At 68.4% G+C, this 14,966-nt stretch carries 20 protein-coding genes and 1 pseudogene; 13 read left to right on the forward strand and 8 right to left on the reverse strand.

What is annotated here, in order from left to right; genetic code table 11:
- The 12 genes and pseudogenes from tuf to rpsQ all read left to right on the forward strand — a co-directional run.
- A pseudogene (gene tuf / locus FV242_RS27705) lies at positions 1-194 on the forward strand (elongation factor Tu); the annotation flags it as partial.
- A 79-nt stretch (positions 195-273) separates the two neighbouring features.
- Complete coding sequence (rpsJ, locus tag FV242_RS27710; protein ID WP_007569268.1) at positions 274-582, forward strand: 30S ribosomal protein S10; 309 nt, start codon at positions 274-276, stop codon at positions 580-582.
- Positions 583-632: 50 nt separating this feature from the next.
- Positions 633-1,370: a 50S ribosomal protein L3 gene (rplC, locus tag FV242_RS27715; RefSeq protein ID WP_058194332.1), complete on the forward strand. Its 738-nt coding sequence runs from the start codon at positions 633-635 to the stop codon at positions 1,368-1,370.
- Positions 1,370-1,990, forward strand: a complete 621-nt coding sequence (gene rplD, locus FV242_RS27720) for a 50S ribosomal protein L4 (protein WP_147853162.1) — start codon at positions 1,370-1,372, stop codon at positions 1,988-1,990. The genes rplC and rplD overlap by 1 nt, the downstream gene beginning before the upstream one ends.
- On the forward strand, positions 1,987-2,283 hold the full coding sequence (locus FV242_RS27725) for a 50S ribosomal protein L23 (protein WP_007569272.1): 297 nt from the start codon (positions 1,987-1,989) through the stop codon (positions 2,281-2,283). The genes rplD and FV242_RS27725 overlap by 4 nt, the downstream gene beginning before the upstream one ends.
- Before the next feature lie 25 nt (positions 2,284-2,308).
- Complete coding sequence (gene rplB / locus FV242_RS27730) at positions 2,309-3,145, forward strand: 50S ribosomal protein L2 (protein WP_147853163.1); 837 nt, start codon at positions 2,309-2,311, stop codon at positions 3,143-3,145.
- 5 nt (positions 3,146-3,150) lie between these two features.
- Entirely contained in the window at positions 3,151-3,429 is a 279-nt protein-coding gene (rpsS, locus tag FV242_RS27735; protein WP_147941193.1) for a 30S ribosomal protein S19, read from the forward strand.
- A gap of 1 nt (position 3,430) precedes the next feature.
- A complete protein-coding gene (rplV, locus tag FV242_RS27740; protein ID WP_147853164.1) occupies positions 3,431-3,817 on the forward strand; it encodes a 50S ribosomal protein L22 in 387 nt (128 codons plus the stop codon).
- 10 nt (positions 3,818-3,827) lie between these two features.
- Complete coding sequence (rpsC, locus tag FV242_RS27745; RefSeq protein ID WP_147853165.1) at positions 3,828-4,568, forward strand: 30S ribosomal protein S3; 741 nt, start codon at positions 3,828-3,830, stop codon at positions 4,566-4,568.
- A gap of 11 nt (positions 4,569-4,579) precedes the next feature.
- Positions 4,580-4,993: a 50S ribosomal protein L16 gene (gene rplP / locus FV242_RS27750; RefSeq protein ID WP_007569280.1), complete on the forward strand. Its 414-nt coding sequence runs from the start codon at positions 4,580-4,582 to the stop codon at positions 4,991-4,993.
- Between the two features lie 12 nt (positions 4,994-5,005).
- Positions 5,006-5,221, forward strand: coding sequence for a 50S ribosomal protein L29 (gene rpmC / locus FV242_RS27755; protein WP_058194328.1), 216 nt, complete (start codon positions 5,006-5,008; stop codon positions 5,219-5,221).
- A 20-nt stretch (positions 5,222-5,241) separates the two neighbouring features.
- Entirely contained in the window at positions 5,242-5,508 is a 267-nt protein-coding gene (gene rpsQ, locus FV242_RS27760; RefSeq protein ID WP_147907559.1) for a 30S ribosomal protein S17, read from the forward strand.
- A gap of 359 nt (positions 5,509-5,867) precedes the next feature.
- On the opposite strand, the gene recA is transcribed toward rpsQ, so the two are convergent.
- From recA to flgB, 8 genes are all read right to left on the reverse strand, one after another.
- The gene (gene recA / locus FV242_RS27765) at positions 5,868-6,959 is read right to left on the reverse strand and encodes a recombinase RecA (RefSeq protein WP_058194326.1); all 1,092 of its coding nucleotides are present in this window, start codon (positions 6,957-6,959) and stop codon (positions 5,868-5,870) included.
- 165 nt (positions 6,960-7,124) lie between these two features.
- Positions 7,125-9,830, reverse strand: coding sequence for a cell cycle histidine kinase CckA (gene cckA, locus FV242_RS27770; protein WP_147907561.1), 2,706 nt, complete (start codon positions 9,828-9,830; stop codon positions 7,125-7,127).
- Between the two features lie 198 nt (positions 9,831-10,028).
- Entirely contained in the window at positions 10,029-11,096 is a 1,068-nt protein-coding gene (gene flhB / locus FV242_RS27775) for a flagellar biosynthesis protein FlhB (protein WP_147941194.1), read from the reverse strand.
- A 32-nt stretch (positions 11,097-11,128) separates the two neighbouring features.
- Positions 11,129-11,890 (reverse strand): flagellar biosynthetic protein FliR, encoded by a 762-nt coding sequence (fliR, locus tag FV242_RS27780; protein WP_147907563.1) that lies wholly within the window; start codon positions 11,888-11,890, stop codon positions 11,129-11,131.
- Positions 11,891-11,941: 51 nt separating this feature from the next.
- The gene (gene fliQ, locus FV242_RS27785; protein WP_147907564.1) at positions 11,942-12,208 is read right to left on the reverse strand and encodes a flagellar biosynthesis protein FliQ; all 267 of its coding nucleotides are present in this window, start codon (positions 12,206-12,208) and stop codon (positions 11,942-11,944) included.
- A gap of 55 nt (positions 12,209-12,263) precedes the next feature.
- Complete coding sequence (gene fliE / locus FV242_RS27790; protein WP_147907565.1) at positions 12,264-12,578, reverse strand: flagellar hook-basal body complex protein FliE; 315 nt, start codon at positions 12,576-12,578, stop codon at positions 12,264-12,266.
- A gap of 35 nt (positions 12,579-12,613) precedes the next feature.
- Positions 12,614-13,021 (reverse strand): flagellar basal body rod protein FlgC, encoded by a 408-nt coding sequence (flgC, locus tag FV242_RS27795; RefSeq protein ID WP_147907566.1) that lies wholly within the window; start codon positions 13,019-13,021, stop codon positions 12,614-12,616.
- Positions 13,022-13,086: 65 nt separating this feature from the next.
- Complete coding sequence (flgB, locus tag FV242_RS27800) at positions 13,087-13,491, reverse strand: flagellar basal body rod protein FlgB (RefSeq protein ID WP_147941195.1); 405 nt, start codon at positions 13,489-13,491, stop codon at positions 13,087-13,089.
- A gap of 343 nt (positions 13,492-13,834) precedes the next feature.
- Between flgB and FV242_RS27805 the strand changes: the two genes are divergently transcribed.
- Positions 13,835-14,966 (forward strand): hypothetical protein (locus tag FV242_RS27805; RefSeq protein ID WP_246692912.1); only part of this gene is annotated, 1,132 nt, incomplete at its 3' end.

Here is a 14,966-nt window from a genome sequence, read left to right on the forward strand (position 1 = left end):
TCTACTTCCGGACCACGGACGTGACCGGGGTGTGCGAGCTGCCGGAGGGCACCGAGATGGTGATGCCGGGCGACAACGTGACCATGGACGTCACGCTGATCGTGCCGGTGGCCATGGAGGAGAAGCTGCGCTTCGCCATCCGCGAGGGCGGTCGCACCGTCGGTGCCGGCGTCGTCGCCGCCATCAACGACTAAGCCAGGATAGCATCCTTAGCAGGGCGCGGCGGGGACACGTCCTCGCACCCCCCGCCGTCCCTCTCAAGGTTTCAGGATTATGAACGGTCAGAACATCCGCATCCGCCTCAAGGCGTTCGATCACCGCATCCTTGATGCGTCGACCAAGGAGATCGTCTCCACGGCCAAGCGCACCGGCGCGACCATCCGGGGTCCGATCCCGCTTCCGACGCATATCGCGAAGTTCACCGTGAACCGCTCGCCGCACATCGACAAGAAGTCGCGCGAGCAGTTCGAGATGCGCACGCATAAGCGAGTGCTCGATATCGTCGATCCGACGCCGCAGACCGTGGACGCGCTGATGAAGCTCGACCTCGCCGCCGGCGTGGACGTGGAGATCAAGCTCTAAGTCCCGCCGGGATTTAGAGCTTACCGTTTCATCGCGCGAGGGAGAGACCTATGCGCTCAGGCGTCATCGCACAGAAGGTCGGCATGACCCGCGTCTTTACGGACGCGGGGGAGCATGTCCCCGTCACAGTGCTTAAGATCGATCAGTGCCAGGTGGTGGCCCACCGCACCGTCGAAAAGAACGGCTACGTCGCCCTCCAGGTCGGCGTGGGCAAGGCCAAGGTGAAGAACGTGTCGGCGGCCGAGCGCGGTCGCTTCGCGGTCGCCAAGGTCGAGCCGAAGAAGAAGCTCGCCGAGTTCCGCGTGTCCGAGGACGCGCTGATCCCGGTCGGCGCGGAGATCACCGCGGACCACTTCATTCCGGGTCAGTTCGTCGACGTGACGGGCACGACCACGGGTAAGGGCTTCGCCGGCGGTATCAAGCGCTGGAACTTCGGCGGCCTGCGCGCCACCCACGGCGTGTCCATCTCGCACCGTTCGATCGGTTCGACCGGCGGCCGTCAGGACCCGGGCAAGACCTTCAAGAACAAGAAGATGCCGGGTCACCTCGGTGTCGAGCGGGTCACCACCCAGAACCTGCGCGTCGTGCGCACCGATCCCGAGCGCGGCCTGATCCTGGTCGAGGGCGCGGTCCCCGGTGTCGCCGGTGGCTGGATCCAGATCCGCGACGCGGTGAAGCGCAAGCTCCCCGCCGACGTTCCGCTGCCGGGCAAGTTCCGTGAGAACGGCGCGTCTACCGAGTCCGCCCAGACCGCCCCCGAGGCCCCTGCGGCTGAGGAGACCGCCTGATGAAGCTCGATATCACCACTCTCGACGGCGCTGGCGCCGGCTCGGTCGACCTGAACGAGGAAATCTTCGGCCTTGAGCCGCGGGCCGACCTCCTTCAGCGCATGGTTCGCTGGCAGCTCGCTAAGCGGCGCGCCGGAACCCACGCGGTGAAGAACCGTTCGGACGTGAACCGCACCCGCAAGAAGCTGTACAAGCAGAAGGGCACCGGCAACGCCCGTCACGGCGCTGCCTCGGCGCCGCAGTTCCGCGGTGGCGGACGCGCCTTCGGGCCGGTCGTTCGCGACCACAGCCACGACCTTCCCAAGAAGGTCCGTGCCCTGGCGCTGCGCCACGCACTGTCGGCCAAGGCCAAGTCCTCGACCCTGATCGTCGTCGACGACATCAAGATCGAGGATCACAAGACCAAGGGTCTCATCGAGCGCTTCGGCAAGATGGGCCTTTCGAACGCGCTGATCATCGGCGGTGCCGAGGTCGACGTGAATTTCGGCCGCGCCGCGCGTGCCATCCCGCAGATCGACGTCCTTCCCGTGCAGGGGATCAACGTCTACGACATCCTGCGCCGCAACACGCTCGTCCTGACGAAGGCCGCTGTCGACGCGCTGGAGGAGCGTTTCAAATGAGTGCCGATCCGCGCCACTACGATATCATCGTCTCCCCGGTCATCACCGAGAAGGCGACGAACCTGACCGAACAGAACAAGGTCGTCTTCCGGGTCGGCCCGAAGGCGACCAAGCCTCAGATCAAGGAGGCGGTCGAGAAGCTGTTCGACGTCAAGGTCACGGCGGTGAATACCCTCGTGACCAAGGGCAAGAAGAAGATTTTCCGCGGTCTCCGCGGGCAGCGCTCCGACGTGAAAAAGGCGATCGTCACCCTGGCCGAGGGCCACACGATCGACGTCACGACCGGGCTCTGAGGACGGGTTTTAGGGATCCAAGCCGATGGCCTTGAAGACATTCAAACCGGTCACGCCGAGCCTGCGCCAGCTCGTGCTCGTCGACCGCCGTGAGCTCTACAAGGGCAAGCCGGTGAAGGCGCTGACGGAGGGCAAGAGCTCCTCCGGCGGCCGTAACAACCTCGGCCGCATCACCGTTCGCTTCCGCGGCGGTGGCCACAAGCGTGTGCTGCGCAACGTCGATTTTAAGCGTCGCGAGCAGCTCGGCGTGACGGCGACGGTCGAGCGGATCGAGTACGATCCGAACCGCACCGCGTTCATCGCCCTGATCAACTTCCCCGACGGGAAGCAGAGCTACATCCTAGCCCCGCAGCGCCTTCAGCCGGGCGACAAGGTGGTGACGGGCGAGAACGTCGACATCAAGCCGGGCAATGCCGGTCCGGTCGGCTCGATGCCGGTGGGTACGATCATCCACAACGTCGAGCTGAAGATCGGCAAGGGCGGCGCGATCGCCCGCTCGGCCGGGAACTACGCCCAGATCGTCGGACGCGACCAGGGCTACGTGACGCTGCGGCTGAACTCGGGCGAGCAGCGCCTTGTCCATGGCCAGTGCTTCGCGACCGTCGGTGCGGTCTCCAACCCGGACCACATGAACATCTCGCTCGGCAAGGCCGGGCGCAACCGGTGGCTCGGCAAGCGCCCGCATAACCGCGGCGTCTCCATGAACCCGGTGGATCACCCGCACGGCGGCGGCGAGGGCCGTACCTCGGGCGGCCGCAACCCGGTCACGCCGTGGGGCGTGCCGACCAAGGGGAAGAAGACCCGGTCCAACAAGCGGACCGACGTGTTCATCCTGTCCAGCCGCCACAACCGCAAGAAGTAATCGCTATGGCACGCTCTCTCTGGAAGGGGCCGTTCGTCGACGGCTACCTCTTCAAGAAGGCCGAAGCGGCGCGGGGCTCCTCGCGCTCAGAGGTCATCAAGATCTGGAGCCGCCGCTCCACGATTCTCCCGCAGTTCGTCGGGCTCACCTTCGGTGTGCACAACGGGCAGAAGCATATCCCGGTCTACGTCTCCGAGGAGATGGTGGGGCATAAGTTCGGCGAGTTCTCGCCGACCCGCACCTTCCAAGGGCACGCGGCCGACAAGAAGGCGAAGAGGCGCTGAGATGGGCAAGCAAGCCACCCCCCGCGCGCTCCCCGAGAACGAGGCGAAGGCAGTTGCGCGCATGCTGCGTGTCAGCCCGCAGAAGCTGAACCTCGTGGCGCAGATGATCCGCGGCAAGAAGGTCGACACTGCGTTGGCCGAGCTGCAGTTCTCGCGCAAGCGCATCTCGACCGAGGTCAAGAAGTGCCTCGAGAGCGCGATCGCGAATGCCGAGAACAACCACGATCTGGATGTCGACGATCTCGTCGTCACCCAGGCCTTCGTGGGCAAGGCCCTCGTGCTCAAGCGCTTCCACGCTCGTGCCCGCGGCCGCGGTGCGCGTATCCTGAAGCCCTTCTCGAACCTCACCATCGTGGTTCGCGAAGTCCGCCAGGCCGAAGCGGCTTAAGGAGGATCTCATGGGCCAGAAAGTCAATCCGATCGGTCTCCGTCTCGGTATCAACCGGACCTGGGACTCCCGCTGGTTCGCCGGCAAGGGCGAGTATGCCAAGCTGATGCACGAGGACGTCGCCATTCGCGCCGCCCTAATGAAGCAGCTGAAGCAGGCCGCCGTTTCGAAGATCGTCATCGAGCGTCCGCACCGGAAGTGCCGCGTCACCATCCACTCGGGTCGTCCGGGCGTGGTGATCGGCAAGAAGGGCGCGGATATCGAGAAGCTGCGCAAGCTGGTCGGCACGATGACCAAGGCTGACGTGACGATCAACATCGTCGAGGTGCGTAAGCCCGAGATCGACGCTACCCTGGTGGCCGACTCGATTGCTCAGCAGCTCGAGCGCCGCGTTGCCTTCCGTCGCGCCATGAAGCGCGCCGTGCAGTCGGCGATGCGTCTCGGTGCCGAGGGCATCCGGATCAACTGCTCGGGCCGTCTCGGCGGCGCCGAGATCGCCCGCCAGGAATGGTACCGCGAGGGCCGGGTCCCGCTGCACACGCTGCGCGCGGACGTGGATTACGGCACCGCTACGGCGTTCACGACCTACGGCACCTGCGGCATCAAGGTCTGGGTGTTCAAGGGCGAGATCCTTGAGCACGACCCGATGGCCCAGGACAAGAAGGCCCAGGAAGAGGGTGGCCGCTCGGGCGGACGCCGTGAGCGCGATGGCGAGGGCGGCCGCGAGCGCGGACGCCGCGAGCACGCGTAAGGTAGGAAGCCATGCTGCAACCCAAAAAGACTCGCTTCCGTAAGCAGTTCAAGGGCCGCATCCACGGTGCGGCCAAGGGCGGCTTCGAGCTGAACTTCGGTCAGTTCGGCCTGAAGGCTGTCGAGCCCGAGCGTGTTACCGCACGGCAGATCGAGGCGGCCCGCCGCGCGATCACCCGTGAGATGAAGCGCCAGGGCCGCGTCTGGATCCGGGTGTTCCCGGACGTCCCGGTCTCCTCGAAGCCGACCGAAGTCCGCATGGGCTCGGGCAAGGGCGCTCCGGATTACTGGGCCGCCCGTGTCCATCCGGGCCGGATCATGTTCGAGGTCGACGGTGTCGCCGAGGACATTGCCAAGGAGGCCCTGCGCCTCGGCGCCGCCAAGCTCCCGATCCGTACGCGGGTCGTCCAACGCATCGCCGACTGAACGGAGGATATCGTGAAGTCGACCCAGAGAGTGTCTGATCTGAAGGCGTTGTCGCCGGATCAGCTGAACGACGAGTTGCTGAACCTTAAGAAGGAGCAGTTCAACCTGCGCTTCCAGGGGGCTACCGGCCAGCTCGAGAACGTCGCCCGCGTCCGTGAGGTCCGCCGCGACATCGCCCGCGTCCGCACCCTGCAGCGTTCGAAGACGCTGCAGGCGTCCAAGAGCTGACAGGGGCTTAGGAGAACACCATGCCGAAGCGCGTCCTGCAGGGCACCGTCGTCAGCGACAAGGGCGAGAAGACCATCGTGGTGAAGGTGGAGCGTCGCTTCACTCACCCGGTGATGAAGAAGACCGTGCGCCGCTCGAAGAACTACCATGCCCACGACGAGGCGAATGTCGCCAAGGTCGGGCAGACGGTGTTCATCGAGGAGTGCCGCCCCTTCTCGAAGACCAAGACCTGGAAGCTGGTCGAGGACCAGGCCTCCGCGGTCGCCGAGGCCGGCGAAGCGGCCTGATCAAGGGAAGCGGCGGTTGCGGGTTTCCGCGTCCGCCTCGACGTAGCTGGAAGTTGGGCGGTCGGGACGTTGCACCGGATGCGGTGCTTTCTTCCCTACCCGGCGTTCAGTACGACAAACGCCCGGACGAAGCTCGACCCTCATAGGGCCGGATTCGCGCCGGGCGTTGTCGTTTCTGGGGCGTGGTCTGGATCGGGCGAGAACGGTCGATCCAGGCCCGGGACGATCAAAGCTTTAGGGGGCATCGACCTTTCTCGGGTGCAAGGCGGAGCCCTGCGAGGCTCGCGAGACTGGCTCGAACCCCGCTGAACCCTGCCAAAGGGCTCCAGCCCTTTGGCATTCCGCTTGTCTGCCGTTCGTCAGGCCTCGCCTTCGTCGAGGTCGTCCTCGGTCGGCTTGGCATTTTCCAGGATCTTCTCGGCGACGAGGCCGGAATTCTGGCGGATCGAGGCTTCGATCTTGCCGGCGATCTCAGGGTTGTCGCGCAGGAACCCCTTCGAGTTCTCGCGGCCCTGGCCGAGGCGCTGGCTGTTGTACGAGAACCAGGCGCCGGACTTCTCGACGATGCCGGCCTTCACGCCGAGGTCGATGAGCTCGCCGACCTTCGACACGCCCTCGCCGAACATGATGTCGAACTCGACCTGCTTGAACGGCGGCGCGACCTTGTTCTTGACGACCTTGACGCGAACCTGGTTGCCGATCGCCTCGTCGCGGTCCTTGAGGGTCGAGATCCGGCGGATGTCGAGGCGCACCGAGGCGTAGAACTTCAGCGCGTTGCCGCCCGTGGTGGTCTCCGGGCTGCCGTACATGACGCCGATCTTCATCCGGATCTGGTTGATGAAGATCACCATGCAGTTCGAGCGCGAGATCGAACCGGTGAGCTTGCGCAGGGCCTGGCTCATCAGGCGGGCCTGGAGGCCGGGCTGGCTCTCGCCCATCTCGCCCTCGATCTCGGCCCGCGGGGTCAGCGCGGCGACCGAATCGACCACCAGCACGTCGATGGCGCCGGAGCGCACCAGCGTGTCGGTGATCTCGAGCGCCTGCTCCCCGGTGTCCGGCTGCGAGATCAGCAGGTCGTCGAGATTGACGCCGAGCTTACGGGCGTAGATCGGGTCGAGGGCATGCTCGGCGTCCACGAAGGCGCAGACGCCGCCCTTCTTCTGGGCCTCGGCGATGGTGTGCAAGGCCAGCGTCGTCTTGCCGGACGATTCGGGGCCGTAGATCTCCACGACCCGGCCGCGGGGCAGGCCTCCGACGCCGAGCGCGATGTCCAGGCCGATCGAACCGGTTGAGACGGTCTCGACCTCCTGCACCTTGTCGTTCTTGCCGAGGCGCATGATCGAGCCCTTGCCGAAGGCACGCTCGATCTGGGACAGGGCGGCGTCGATCGCCTTGGACTTGTCCTTGTCCACCGGGGGCATGTCGACCACTTTCAATGCAGGCTGGGCCATCTGGCGGGCTCCTTATGAAGGGGTTGCGCGCCATTCACAACGCGCGTCAACACGGCGTTTGTGTACCCGTTTTGTTCTCATTCTGCAAGGCCGCCGGACATGGGAACGCCGCCCGGATGGGGCGGCGCTCAGGTTCTCGGTCGGGCTCTTTTTGCCGGAGCGCCGTCAGTCGGCCGCCATGGTCTTCTTCACGGTCTCGACCAGCTGCTTGAGGCTGAACGGCTTGGGCAGGAAGTTGAAGGCTTCGCCCTCGGGCAGGTTCTTGCGGAACGCGTCCTCGGCGTAGCCCGAGACGAAGATCACCTTCAGGTCCGGCTGGCTCTTGCGCACCTCGCGCAGCAGGGTCGGGCCGTCCATCTCGGGCATCACCACGTCCGAGACGACGAGGTCGATGGGCTGGCTGCCCTCGCGCACGATCGCCAGGGCCTCCAGGCCGGAGGCGGCCTCCAGGACGGTGTAGCCCCGAGCCGACAGCGCCCGGCTGTTGACCGCCCGGACGGGATCCTCGTCCTCGACCAGCAGGATCGTCCCCTGCCCGGTATGGTCGGCAGCGGGCTTGCGCGGGGCCGGCTTCTCCGGTGCCTTCTGGGTGCCGGTGCGATCGACGGAGCCGGGCGGCTTGGCCGTCGCCGGCATGTCGGCCCGGGGCAGGGCCGGAACCGCGGGGGCGGCCTCCTCGGGCTCCGCGACGGGCACGTGCCGCGGCAGGTAGATCCGGAAGGCGGTCCCCTCTCCGATGGTCGATTGCACGTCGATGGTGCCGCCGGATTGCTTGACGATGCCGAACACCGTCGAGAGCCCGAGGCCGGTGCCCTTGCCGATCTCCTTGGTGGTGAAGAAGGGCTCGAAGATCTTTTCCATCAGCTCGGCCGGAATGCCCTGGCCGGTATCGCGCACCTCGATCAGGACGTGGTCGCCCGCGGGTGCGCCGCCGCGTCCCTCCACGGCCGCAATCGGCCCCGGATCGGTCACGTTCTCGGTGCGGATCATCAGCTTGCCGCCGTCCGGCATCGCATCGCGGGCATTGACCGCCAGGTTCACGATCACCTGCTCGAACTGGTTGACGTCGGCCTTCACCGGCCAGACGTCGCGGCCGTGCTTCAGCTCCAGGGCGACGCGCTCGCCGAGCAGCCGCTTGAGCAGCAGGGTCAGCTCCGAGAGCCCCTCCCCGACATTCATCACCTCCGGACGCAGGGTCTGTCGGCGCGAGAACGCCAGGAGCTGGCGGACGAGGCCCGCCGCCCGGTTGGCGTTCTGCTTGATCTGCATGATGTCCTGGAAGGCCGGGTCGGTCGGCCGGTGGCTCGCCAGGAGCAGGTCCGAGTAGCCGATGATCGCCTGGAGGACGTTGTTGAAGTCGTGTGCGATGCCGCCGGCGAGCTGGCCTACGGCGTTCATCTTCTGAGCCTGGGCGACCTGCTGCTCCAGCTGCCGCTGCGCCGTGGTGTCGAGGGCGTACAGGATCACGCGCTCGGCCTCGTCGGCCTTGTGGGTGGCGTCACTGCTGTCGGCCGGGCTGAGCCAGAGCCGGGCCGAGCGGCCCCCCGGGCCGCTGAGCTGGACCTCGATCGGCTCCGGGTCGGACAGGCCGCTGGCGGCCCGGGCGAGGCCGGCCTCCAGGGAGGCGCGGTCGACCACCGAATCGGCCACGTTGGGCTCGGCGCCCTGGGTGCCCTCCCCCTCCGGACCGCCCTCGTCGACCTGGCGCGGCACCGTGCCGAACAGACGCGTGAACGAGGTGTTGGCCCGGGCGATCCGGCCGGAGCGGTCCAGGGTCGCGATGGCGATCGGGGAGTTGTTGAGGAAGCGGGCGAGCCGGACTTCGGCGGCGCGCTGCGGCTCGTCGGTCTCGGCCCCGGCCGAGCGGTTGATCACGAAGGTCCGCGACGAGCCGGGCTTGCCATCCTTGCCGAAGGCGACGCGGTGGTACAGCCGCACCGGCAGGGTGTGGCCGTTGCGGCGGCGCAGGTCGAGGTCGAACCGGTCGGTGCGGACCTCCCCGGGCAGGCCGGCGGTGCGCACCAGCACGTCGGCCTCCGGGGCGATCTCGGTGAGGTGCGGGCCGCCCGGGCCGACGCTCGCCAGGTCGTAGCCGAGCCAAGCTGCGAGCGTCGCGTTCATGTAGACGATCGCGCCGGCCGGATCGATCGACAGGAATCCCGCCGGGGCGTGGTCGAGATAATCGATCGCGTGCTGGAGCTCCTGGAAGACGTTCTCCTGGCGCTCGCGCTCGGCGGTGATGTCCGCCACCGTCCAGAGCGAAGCGGCCCGGCGCGGGCGCGCCAGGGGCCGCACCGACACCCGGTACCAGCCGAAGCCGCGCTCGTTCGCCTGGGGGCCGAGCGGCGGCGACATCCGGATCTCCTCGGTATGGGCCCGGCCGTCCCGCGAAGCCTGCGACAGGCGGTAGACCGCCTCCGAGACCTCCGGCGAGCCGACCAGGATGCGCTCCACGGGTACGAGGTTCGAGAACGCGTCGCCGCCGGCGACCCGCAGGTAGGCCTCGTTGGCGTAGATCAGGCGGCCGCCATCCTCGACCACCAGCGCCCCGTCCGGGGAGGCGTCGACGATGCCCTTGGTGATGTCGTCCCGGGTCGCGGTACCGCTGAGCTGAAGCGCCCCGATCGCCAGCGCGAACAGGAAGAACACGCCGGCCATCGCCAGCAGGGCCAGCAGCCAGACGATCAGCGACTGCGCCTGCTCGTTAGCCACGAAGGACAGGCCGATGGCGGCCCCGACCAGCAGGCCGGCGAGCACGAGCAGCAGCCCGACCCGGCCCGGCTGCTCCGAGCGGTCGATCGAGCCGGTCCCCTGCGGGTTCGCGATCTGCGTGCCCGTCGCGGGCGCCGGAGGTCCAGTGACGTCGGCCATCGGCATCATTCCAGAACAATCACCCGGTTAGGCCCGCCGGCCATAGCAGGGCACGGGCGGTACGGCATCACCCGCGTCGCGCCGTTCGCGTCGCGCCAAGCCTTGCTGCAGCCTTGCAAAAAAAGGTGGAGGAAGCGTGGCTTTTCGGGCCCACGGGATGCGATCGTCGTGCCGACGCCCACATCCTGCCAATCGCTCCTACGCCGCCCGCCGGCGCAGGCGCAGGACGAAGCCGATGACTTCCGCCACCGCGCGGTAGTGTTCGGCCGGGATCTCGCGGTCGATCTCCACCGTGGCGTGCAGCGCCCGGGCGAGCGGCGGGTTCTCGATCACCGCGACGCCATGCTCCGCCGCCACCGTGCGGATGCGCAGGGCCAGGGCATCGACGCCCTTGGCGACACAGATCGGAGCGGCCATGCCGGCCTCGTAGCGCAGGGCCACCGCGTAGTGGGTCGGGTTGGTCACCACCACGGTGGCGGTCGGCACCGCCGTCATCATCCGCTTCCGCGCCCGCGCCATGCGGATCTGCTTCATGCGGCCCTTGATCTCCGGGTTGCCGTCCGACTCCTTCATCTCCTGCTTCATCTCCTCCTTCGACATGCGGTGGCGCTTGCGCCAGCGGAAGCGCGCGTAGAGCGCGTCGCCCAGCGTGATCGCCAGGTGCATGCACAGCATGCCGGCGAGCAGCCGCAGGCTGAGGGAGAGGATCGCGGGCAGGCTGCCGGCCGGATCCAGGCGGGCGAACACCTCCAGCCGGTCGCGGTCGTTCCAGAGCAGCACTGCGCCGACGATGCCGACCGCGCCGATCTTGGCGAGGCCCTTGCCGAACTGGAACAGGGCCTCGATCCCCATCAGCCGCTTGATCCCAGCCATCGGCGAGATCCGGTCGAATTTCGGCGCCAGGGTCTGGGCGGTGAGGACCAGCGGGTGCTGCAGCAGGCCGGCGGCGAGGCCGGCCGCAGCCGCCATCCCGACCGGCACCGCCACCGCCTCCAGCCACAGCCACAGGCCCCGGGTCGCCGCCTGCTTCATGGCGGTGGCGTCGTCCGGCAGGGTGTGGGCGTTGGCGAGGTAGGCCTTGAGGCCCTGGGTCAGGTTCTGGGCGATGGTCGGGGCCGCGATCACCAGGGCCAGCGTGAACGCGCCGAGGATCGCGAAGGTGTTGATTTCCGCGCTTGTTGCGACGTCGCCGCGCTCGATCGCCTGATCGAGCCGCCGCTGGGTCGGCTCCTCGGTCTTGTCTTCCTGCTCCGCGCCCTCGGCCATCGTCCCTGCTCGACCTCAGTGCGCGTGGACGCTCAGCGCCCGACGAATTCGCCGAGATACCGGCCGAGATCGTCCAGAAAGACGCCCATCATGACGCCGAGCGAGCCCATCAGGATCAGCATGCCGACGAGCACCGAGGCCGGGACCGCCAGGAAGAACACCTGCAATTGCGGCATCAGCCGCGACAGCACCCCGAGCCCGAGGTTGAACAGCAGCCCGAAGGCGATGAACGGCCCGGAGATCTGCACCGCCAGGGTGAAGCCCCGGGTGAGCGCCTTCACCGCCAGCATCAGCGCGTCGGAGAAGGCCGGGACCCCGTCCGGAGGCAGCACCACGTAGCTCTGCGCCAGGCCCTCGATGGCGAGGTGGTGCAGGTCGGCGGCGAAGATCAGCGTGACGCCGAGCAGGGACAGGAAGTTGCCGAGCGCCGCCTGCTGGCCGCCGTAGCTCGGGTCCACCGTCATGGCGTAGGCCAGGCCGAGCTGCTGCGAGATGATCAGCCCGGCGGTCTGCAGCGCGGCCAGCACCATCCGGACCGACAGGCCGAGGACCAGGCCGACGATCGTCTCGGCGAACAGGAGCCCGATCAGCCGGGGCCCCGCCAGCCCGTCGGTGCCGCCGAGCAGCGGGCGCACGGTCGGGAACAGCACCAGCGTGGTCAGCAGCGCGAAGGCCAGCCGGATCCGCGGCGACACCATCTGCTCGCCGACCCCAGGCATCAGCATGATCAGCGTGCCGACCCGGGCGAAGGCGATCAGGTAGGCCGAGGCGATGCCGGGCAGGAGCAGGTTCATCGCCGCCCCTATGGCACGTGCGCGCCGCGCCTGTCCCGCCGGAGGGCGCCATCAGCCGCCGGCCGCGATGCGGGCGGCGATGCGGATCATGTAGCCCGCCATGGCGTCGCCGATGAACGGCAGCATCAGCAGGAGCGCGGCGAACACCGCGACGATCTTGGGCACGTAGATCAGGGTCTGCTCCTGGACCTGCGTCAGCGCCTGGAGCAGCGAGACGATCAGCCCGACCGCCAGCGCGACCAGCATCAGGGGGCCGGCCACCTTGAGGAAGACGAAGATGCCGTCGCGGGCGACGTCGAGGATGGCCAGGCCGGTCATGGGGCGTCGTGCTCAAAAAGAAGGCAGCGGAAATCCGGTGGTCCGGGAGGTCTGCTCAAATCTGCATCCGCATGATCTCTTCGTAGGCGGAGATCATGCGGTCGCGCACCGCAACCATGGTCTGCAGGGCGGTCTCGCTCTCGGCTACCGCGGTCACCACGTCGACGACGTTGGCCTTGCCGGACGCCGCCGAGATCGCCTGGCCGTCGGCCCGCCGTCCGGCATCCCCGACGTTGTCCAGGGCGCTGCCCAGCATCTGCATGAAGTTGCCGCCGGCCTCATTGGCCGACTGGATTTTCGGGGCCGGGCGGCCGTTCGCCATGCCCTGGACGGCGGCGTAGGCGCCGGCCGCGAAATTGCTCGTCGCCATCGGCTAGACTTCCTTCGGGATCACGTCAGGCGGGCTCACTTCAGGATCGACAGCGTCTGCGAGAGCATCTTGCGCGTGGACGTCACCATGTTGAGGTTCGCCTCGTAGGAGCGCTGGGCCTCGCGCAGGTCCATGTTCTCGATCAGGGCGTTGACGTTGGGCATCTGCACCTCGCCCCGGGCGTTGGCCGCGGGGTTGCCGGGCTCGTACTTGGTCCGGAACGCAGACGTGTCGCGCCGGACCCGGCCCGCTTCCACCAGCTTGGCCCCGGTCTCCGGGTCCATGTGGCTGGTGAAGGACGGGATCTTGCGGCGGTAGGGTTCGGTCCCGGCCGAGGCCGGCGCGGAATCGGCGTTGGCGATGTTCTCGGCGATGATCCGCATCCGGCCCGACTGCGCCTTGAGGCCGGCGGCGGCCACGGTGAGGGACTTGCTGAATTCCATGGCTCAGGGCCCCTTTTCCGCCGCGCGTTTCGACGGCGCGTCCGATCGATCGGTGTCCGAAACGTTCAGCTCTTGCCGATGGCGATCTTCAGGGTCGTCAGGCTGTGCTGGTAGAGCGAGGCGGCGAGCTGGTAGTCGGACTGGTTGTCGCCGGCTTTCATCATCTCGTCCTCGAGGTTGACCGCATTGCCGTTCGGCCGGATCTCGAAGCGCTTGGCGCCCTTGGCGTCGGCCCCGGCCTCGGATTGCCCGGGAGGCGCGAGGTGGGCGGGGCTGGTCAGCGCCAGGCCCGGAGAGGTGTTAACCGCAGTGCCGGTGGCCCGGTCGAAGCGCAGCTCGGCCAGGTCGCGCGGCTTGAAGCCCGGCATGTCGGCGTTGGCGACGTTCTCGGCGATCAGCCCCTGGCGCGCCTGCGCCCACTGCATCCGGGTGCGCAGCATCCCCAGGACGGGCAGGTCGGTCAGGGCCATGGTCGCCTCCGGGTGCGCGATGCCCCGTCGGTTCGAGCGGGCTCGGCAAAATCTGCCGCCTCCATGGTTAACGCACCGTTAAGCGTGCGAAACCGGTCGGGGGATCGCCAACCGCCGCGTCGGGCGCTCGCGGACGGGGCCGCGGCGACGTTCCCCGGGATGGCGGCGCCCGGTCCTTCACAACCTCTTGTCTCGATGGCGCTAAACTTAAGAGCCTGTTAACGAAGTCTTAACGTCGTTTGCCTTGGGGGGCGGCCGGCGTGGTATGAGCGAGGCTCGTGCCGGGCGCGGCCCTGCGGCGGCCGAAACGTGCGAGTGCGTAATCTTGCAATGGCTGCAATCCGTGTTCGGTTCTGAGGGCTCTCCCATCGTCCAGTATGTCGTGATCTTCGCCGTCATCTTCACGGCGTTGGCCGCGATCGTGTTCACGGTGCGCCGCCTGACCGGACGCAGCCTGGCGCTGCCCGGACGCACCCCTGCCCGCGGGCGCCAGCCGCGGCTCGGCATCGTCGATGTCTACGAACTCGACCGGGCCCGGCAGCTGATCCTGCTGCGCCGGGACAACGTCGAGCACCTGCTGCTGGTCGGCGGCCCCAACGACGTCGTGGTCGAGCGCAACATCCAGCGCTCGCAGCGCCCCCTGCCCGAGGCGACGCTGCGCGCCGATGGCGGGTCGGAGCCCCTGGCCGAGCCGTTGCCCGATCCGATGGCCCAGGGCGGCCGCCTCGCCGAGCCGCCCCGGGCGCTCGCCGAGATCGCCGGCCGCCGCTCCGAGCCGTTGTTCGATCCCGGTTTCGAGATGCCGGTCGTGGTGCCGCCGCCGGTGCCGCGCTCCGCCGCCGCCCCGGCGGTCACCTTCCCGCTCGATGTCGGCTTGCTGGGCGGTGACGAGCCGGGCCAGGAGGTCTCGGCCCCGGCCGTCCCGCAGCCCCGCGCAGCCGAAGCCTCCGCCCCTTCGCCGCCGCTCCGTGAGACGTTCTCGCCCCGGCGGATCCTGAGCCGCACCGCGCCGCCGCTGGCCGAGCCGCGCGCCAATCCCGCCTCCGAGCGCATGCCGGAGGCCGCCCCTGAGCGCGACGAGCCCGTCCGGTCCGCTCCGACCCCTCCGAGCCTTGCCGCTTCGAGCCTTGCTGCTTCGAGCCTTGCTGCTTCGAACCTTGCCGCTCCAAGTCTGGCCGTCCCGACCGAGCGGCGCTCCGTCGATCCGGCGGTGCTCAACGATATGGCGCGGCAGCTCCAGGCCGCGCTGGCGCGCCCCGCCTCGGCGGTGACGCCCGCACCGTCCGCGCTGGCGCCTGAGCCGGTGGATCCCATGGCCGCTCTGATGGCGGCCGCGCCTCCACCTTCGGCCCCTGCACCTGTTCCGCCCGCACCGCCTGTTTCTCCAGTCCCGCCGGCCGCCCAGCAGCTCCAGCCGCCGACACCCGCGCCCGAGCCGCCGCCGGCCGCGGTTTCGACGCCCGAGCCCCCGGCCC

It is taken from the genome of Methylobacterium sp. WL64 (assembly GCF_008039945.1).
GTDB lineage: Bacteria > Pseudomonadota > Alphaproteobacteria > Rhizobiales > Beijerinckiaceae > Methylobacterium.

Bases quoted from the DNA above. Each gene is read 5' to 3' on its own strand.
- rplC (WP_058194332.1), top strand. From the start codon at position 633: ATGCGCTCAGGCGTCATCGCACAGAAGGTCGGCATGACCCGCGTCTTT.
- rplP (WP_007569280.1), top strand. From the start codon at position 4,580: ATGCTGCAACCCAAAAAGACTCGCTTCCGTAAGCAGTTCAAGGGCCGC.
- rpsS (WP_147941193.1), top strand. From the start codon at position 3,151: ATGGCACGCTCTCTCTGGAAGGGGCCGTTCGTCGACGGCTACCTCTTC.
- flhB (WP_147941194.1), bottom strand. From the start codon at position 11,096: ATGGCCGAGGGCGCGGAGCAGGAAGACAAGACCGAGGAGCCGACCCAG.
- fliR (WP_147907563.1), bottom strand. From the start codon at position 11,890: ATGAACCTGCTCCTGCCCGGCATCGCCTCGGCCTACCTGATCGCCTTC.
- rpsJ (WP_007569268.1), top strand. From the start codon at position 274: ATGAACGGTCAGAACATCCGCATCCGCCTCAAGGCGTTCGATCACCGC.
- fliQ (WP_147907564.1), bottom strand. From the start codon at position 12,208: ATGACCGGCCTGGCCATCCTCGACGTCGCCCGCGACGGCATCTTCGTC.
- rpsC (WP_147853165.1), top strand. From the start codon at position 3,828: ATGGGCCAGAAAGTCAATCCGATCGGTCTCCGTCTCGGTATCAACCGG.
- flgC (WP_147907566.1), bottom strand. From the start codon at position 13,021: ATGGAATTCAGCAAGTCCCTCACCGTGGCCGCCGCCGGCCTCAAGGCG.
- rplB (WP_147853163.1), top strand. From the start codon at position 2,309: ATGGCCTTGAAGACATTCAAACCGGTCACGCCGAGCCTGCGCCAGCTC.
- rpsQ (WP_147907559.1), top strand. From the start codon at position 5,242: ATGCCGAAGCGCGTCCTGCAGGGCACCGTCGTCAGCGACAAGGGCGAG.
- rplD (WP_147853162.1), top strand. From the start codon at position 1,370: ATGAAGCTCGATATCACCACTCTCGACGGCGCTGGCGCCGGCTCGGTC.
- fliE (WP_147907565.1), bottom strand. From the start codon at position 12,578: ATGGCGACGAGCAATTTCGCGGCCGGCGCCTACGCCGCCGTCCAGGGC.
- flgB (WP_147941195.1), bottom strand. From the start codon at position 13,491: ATGGCCCTGACCGACCTGCCCGTCCTGGGGATGCTGCGCACCCGGATG.
- recA (WP_058194326.1), bottom strand. From the start codon at position 6,959: ATGGCCCAGCCTGCATTGAAAGTGGTCGACATGCCCCCGGTGGACAAG.
- rplV (WP_147853164.1), top strand. From the start codon at position 3,431: ATGGGCAAGCAAGCCACCCCCCGCGCGCTCCCCGAGAACGAGGCGAAG.
- FV242_RS27725 (WP_007569272.1), top strand. From the start codon at position 1,987: ATGAGTGCCGATCCGCGCCACTACGATATCATCGTCTCCCCGGTCATC.
- cckA (WP_147907561.1), bottom strand. From the start codon at position 9,830: ATGGCCGACGTCACTGGACCTCCGGCGCCCGCGACGGGCACGCAGATC.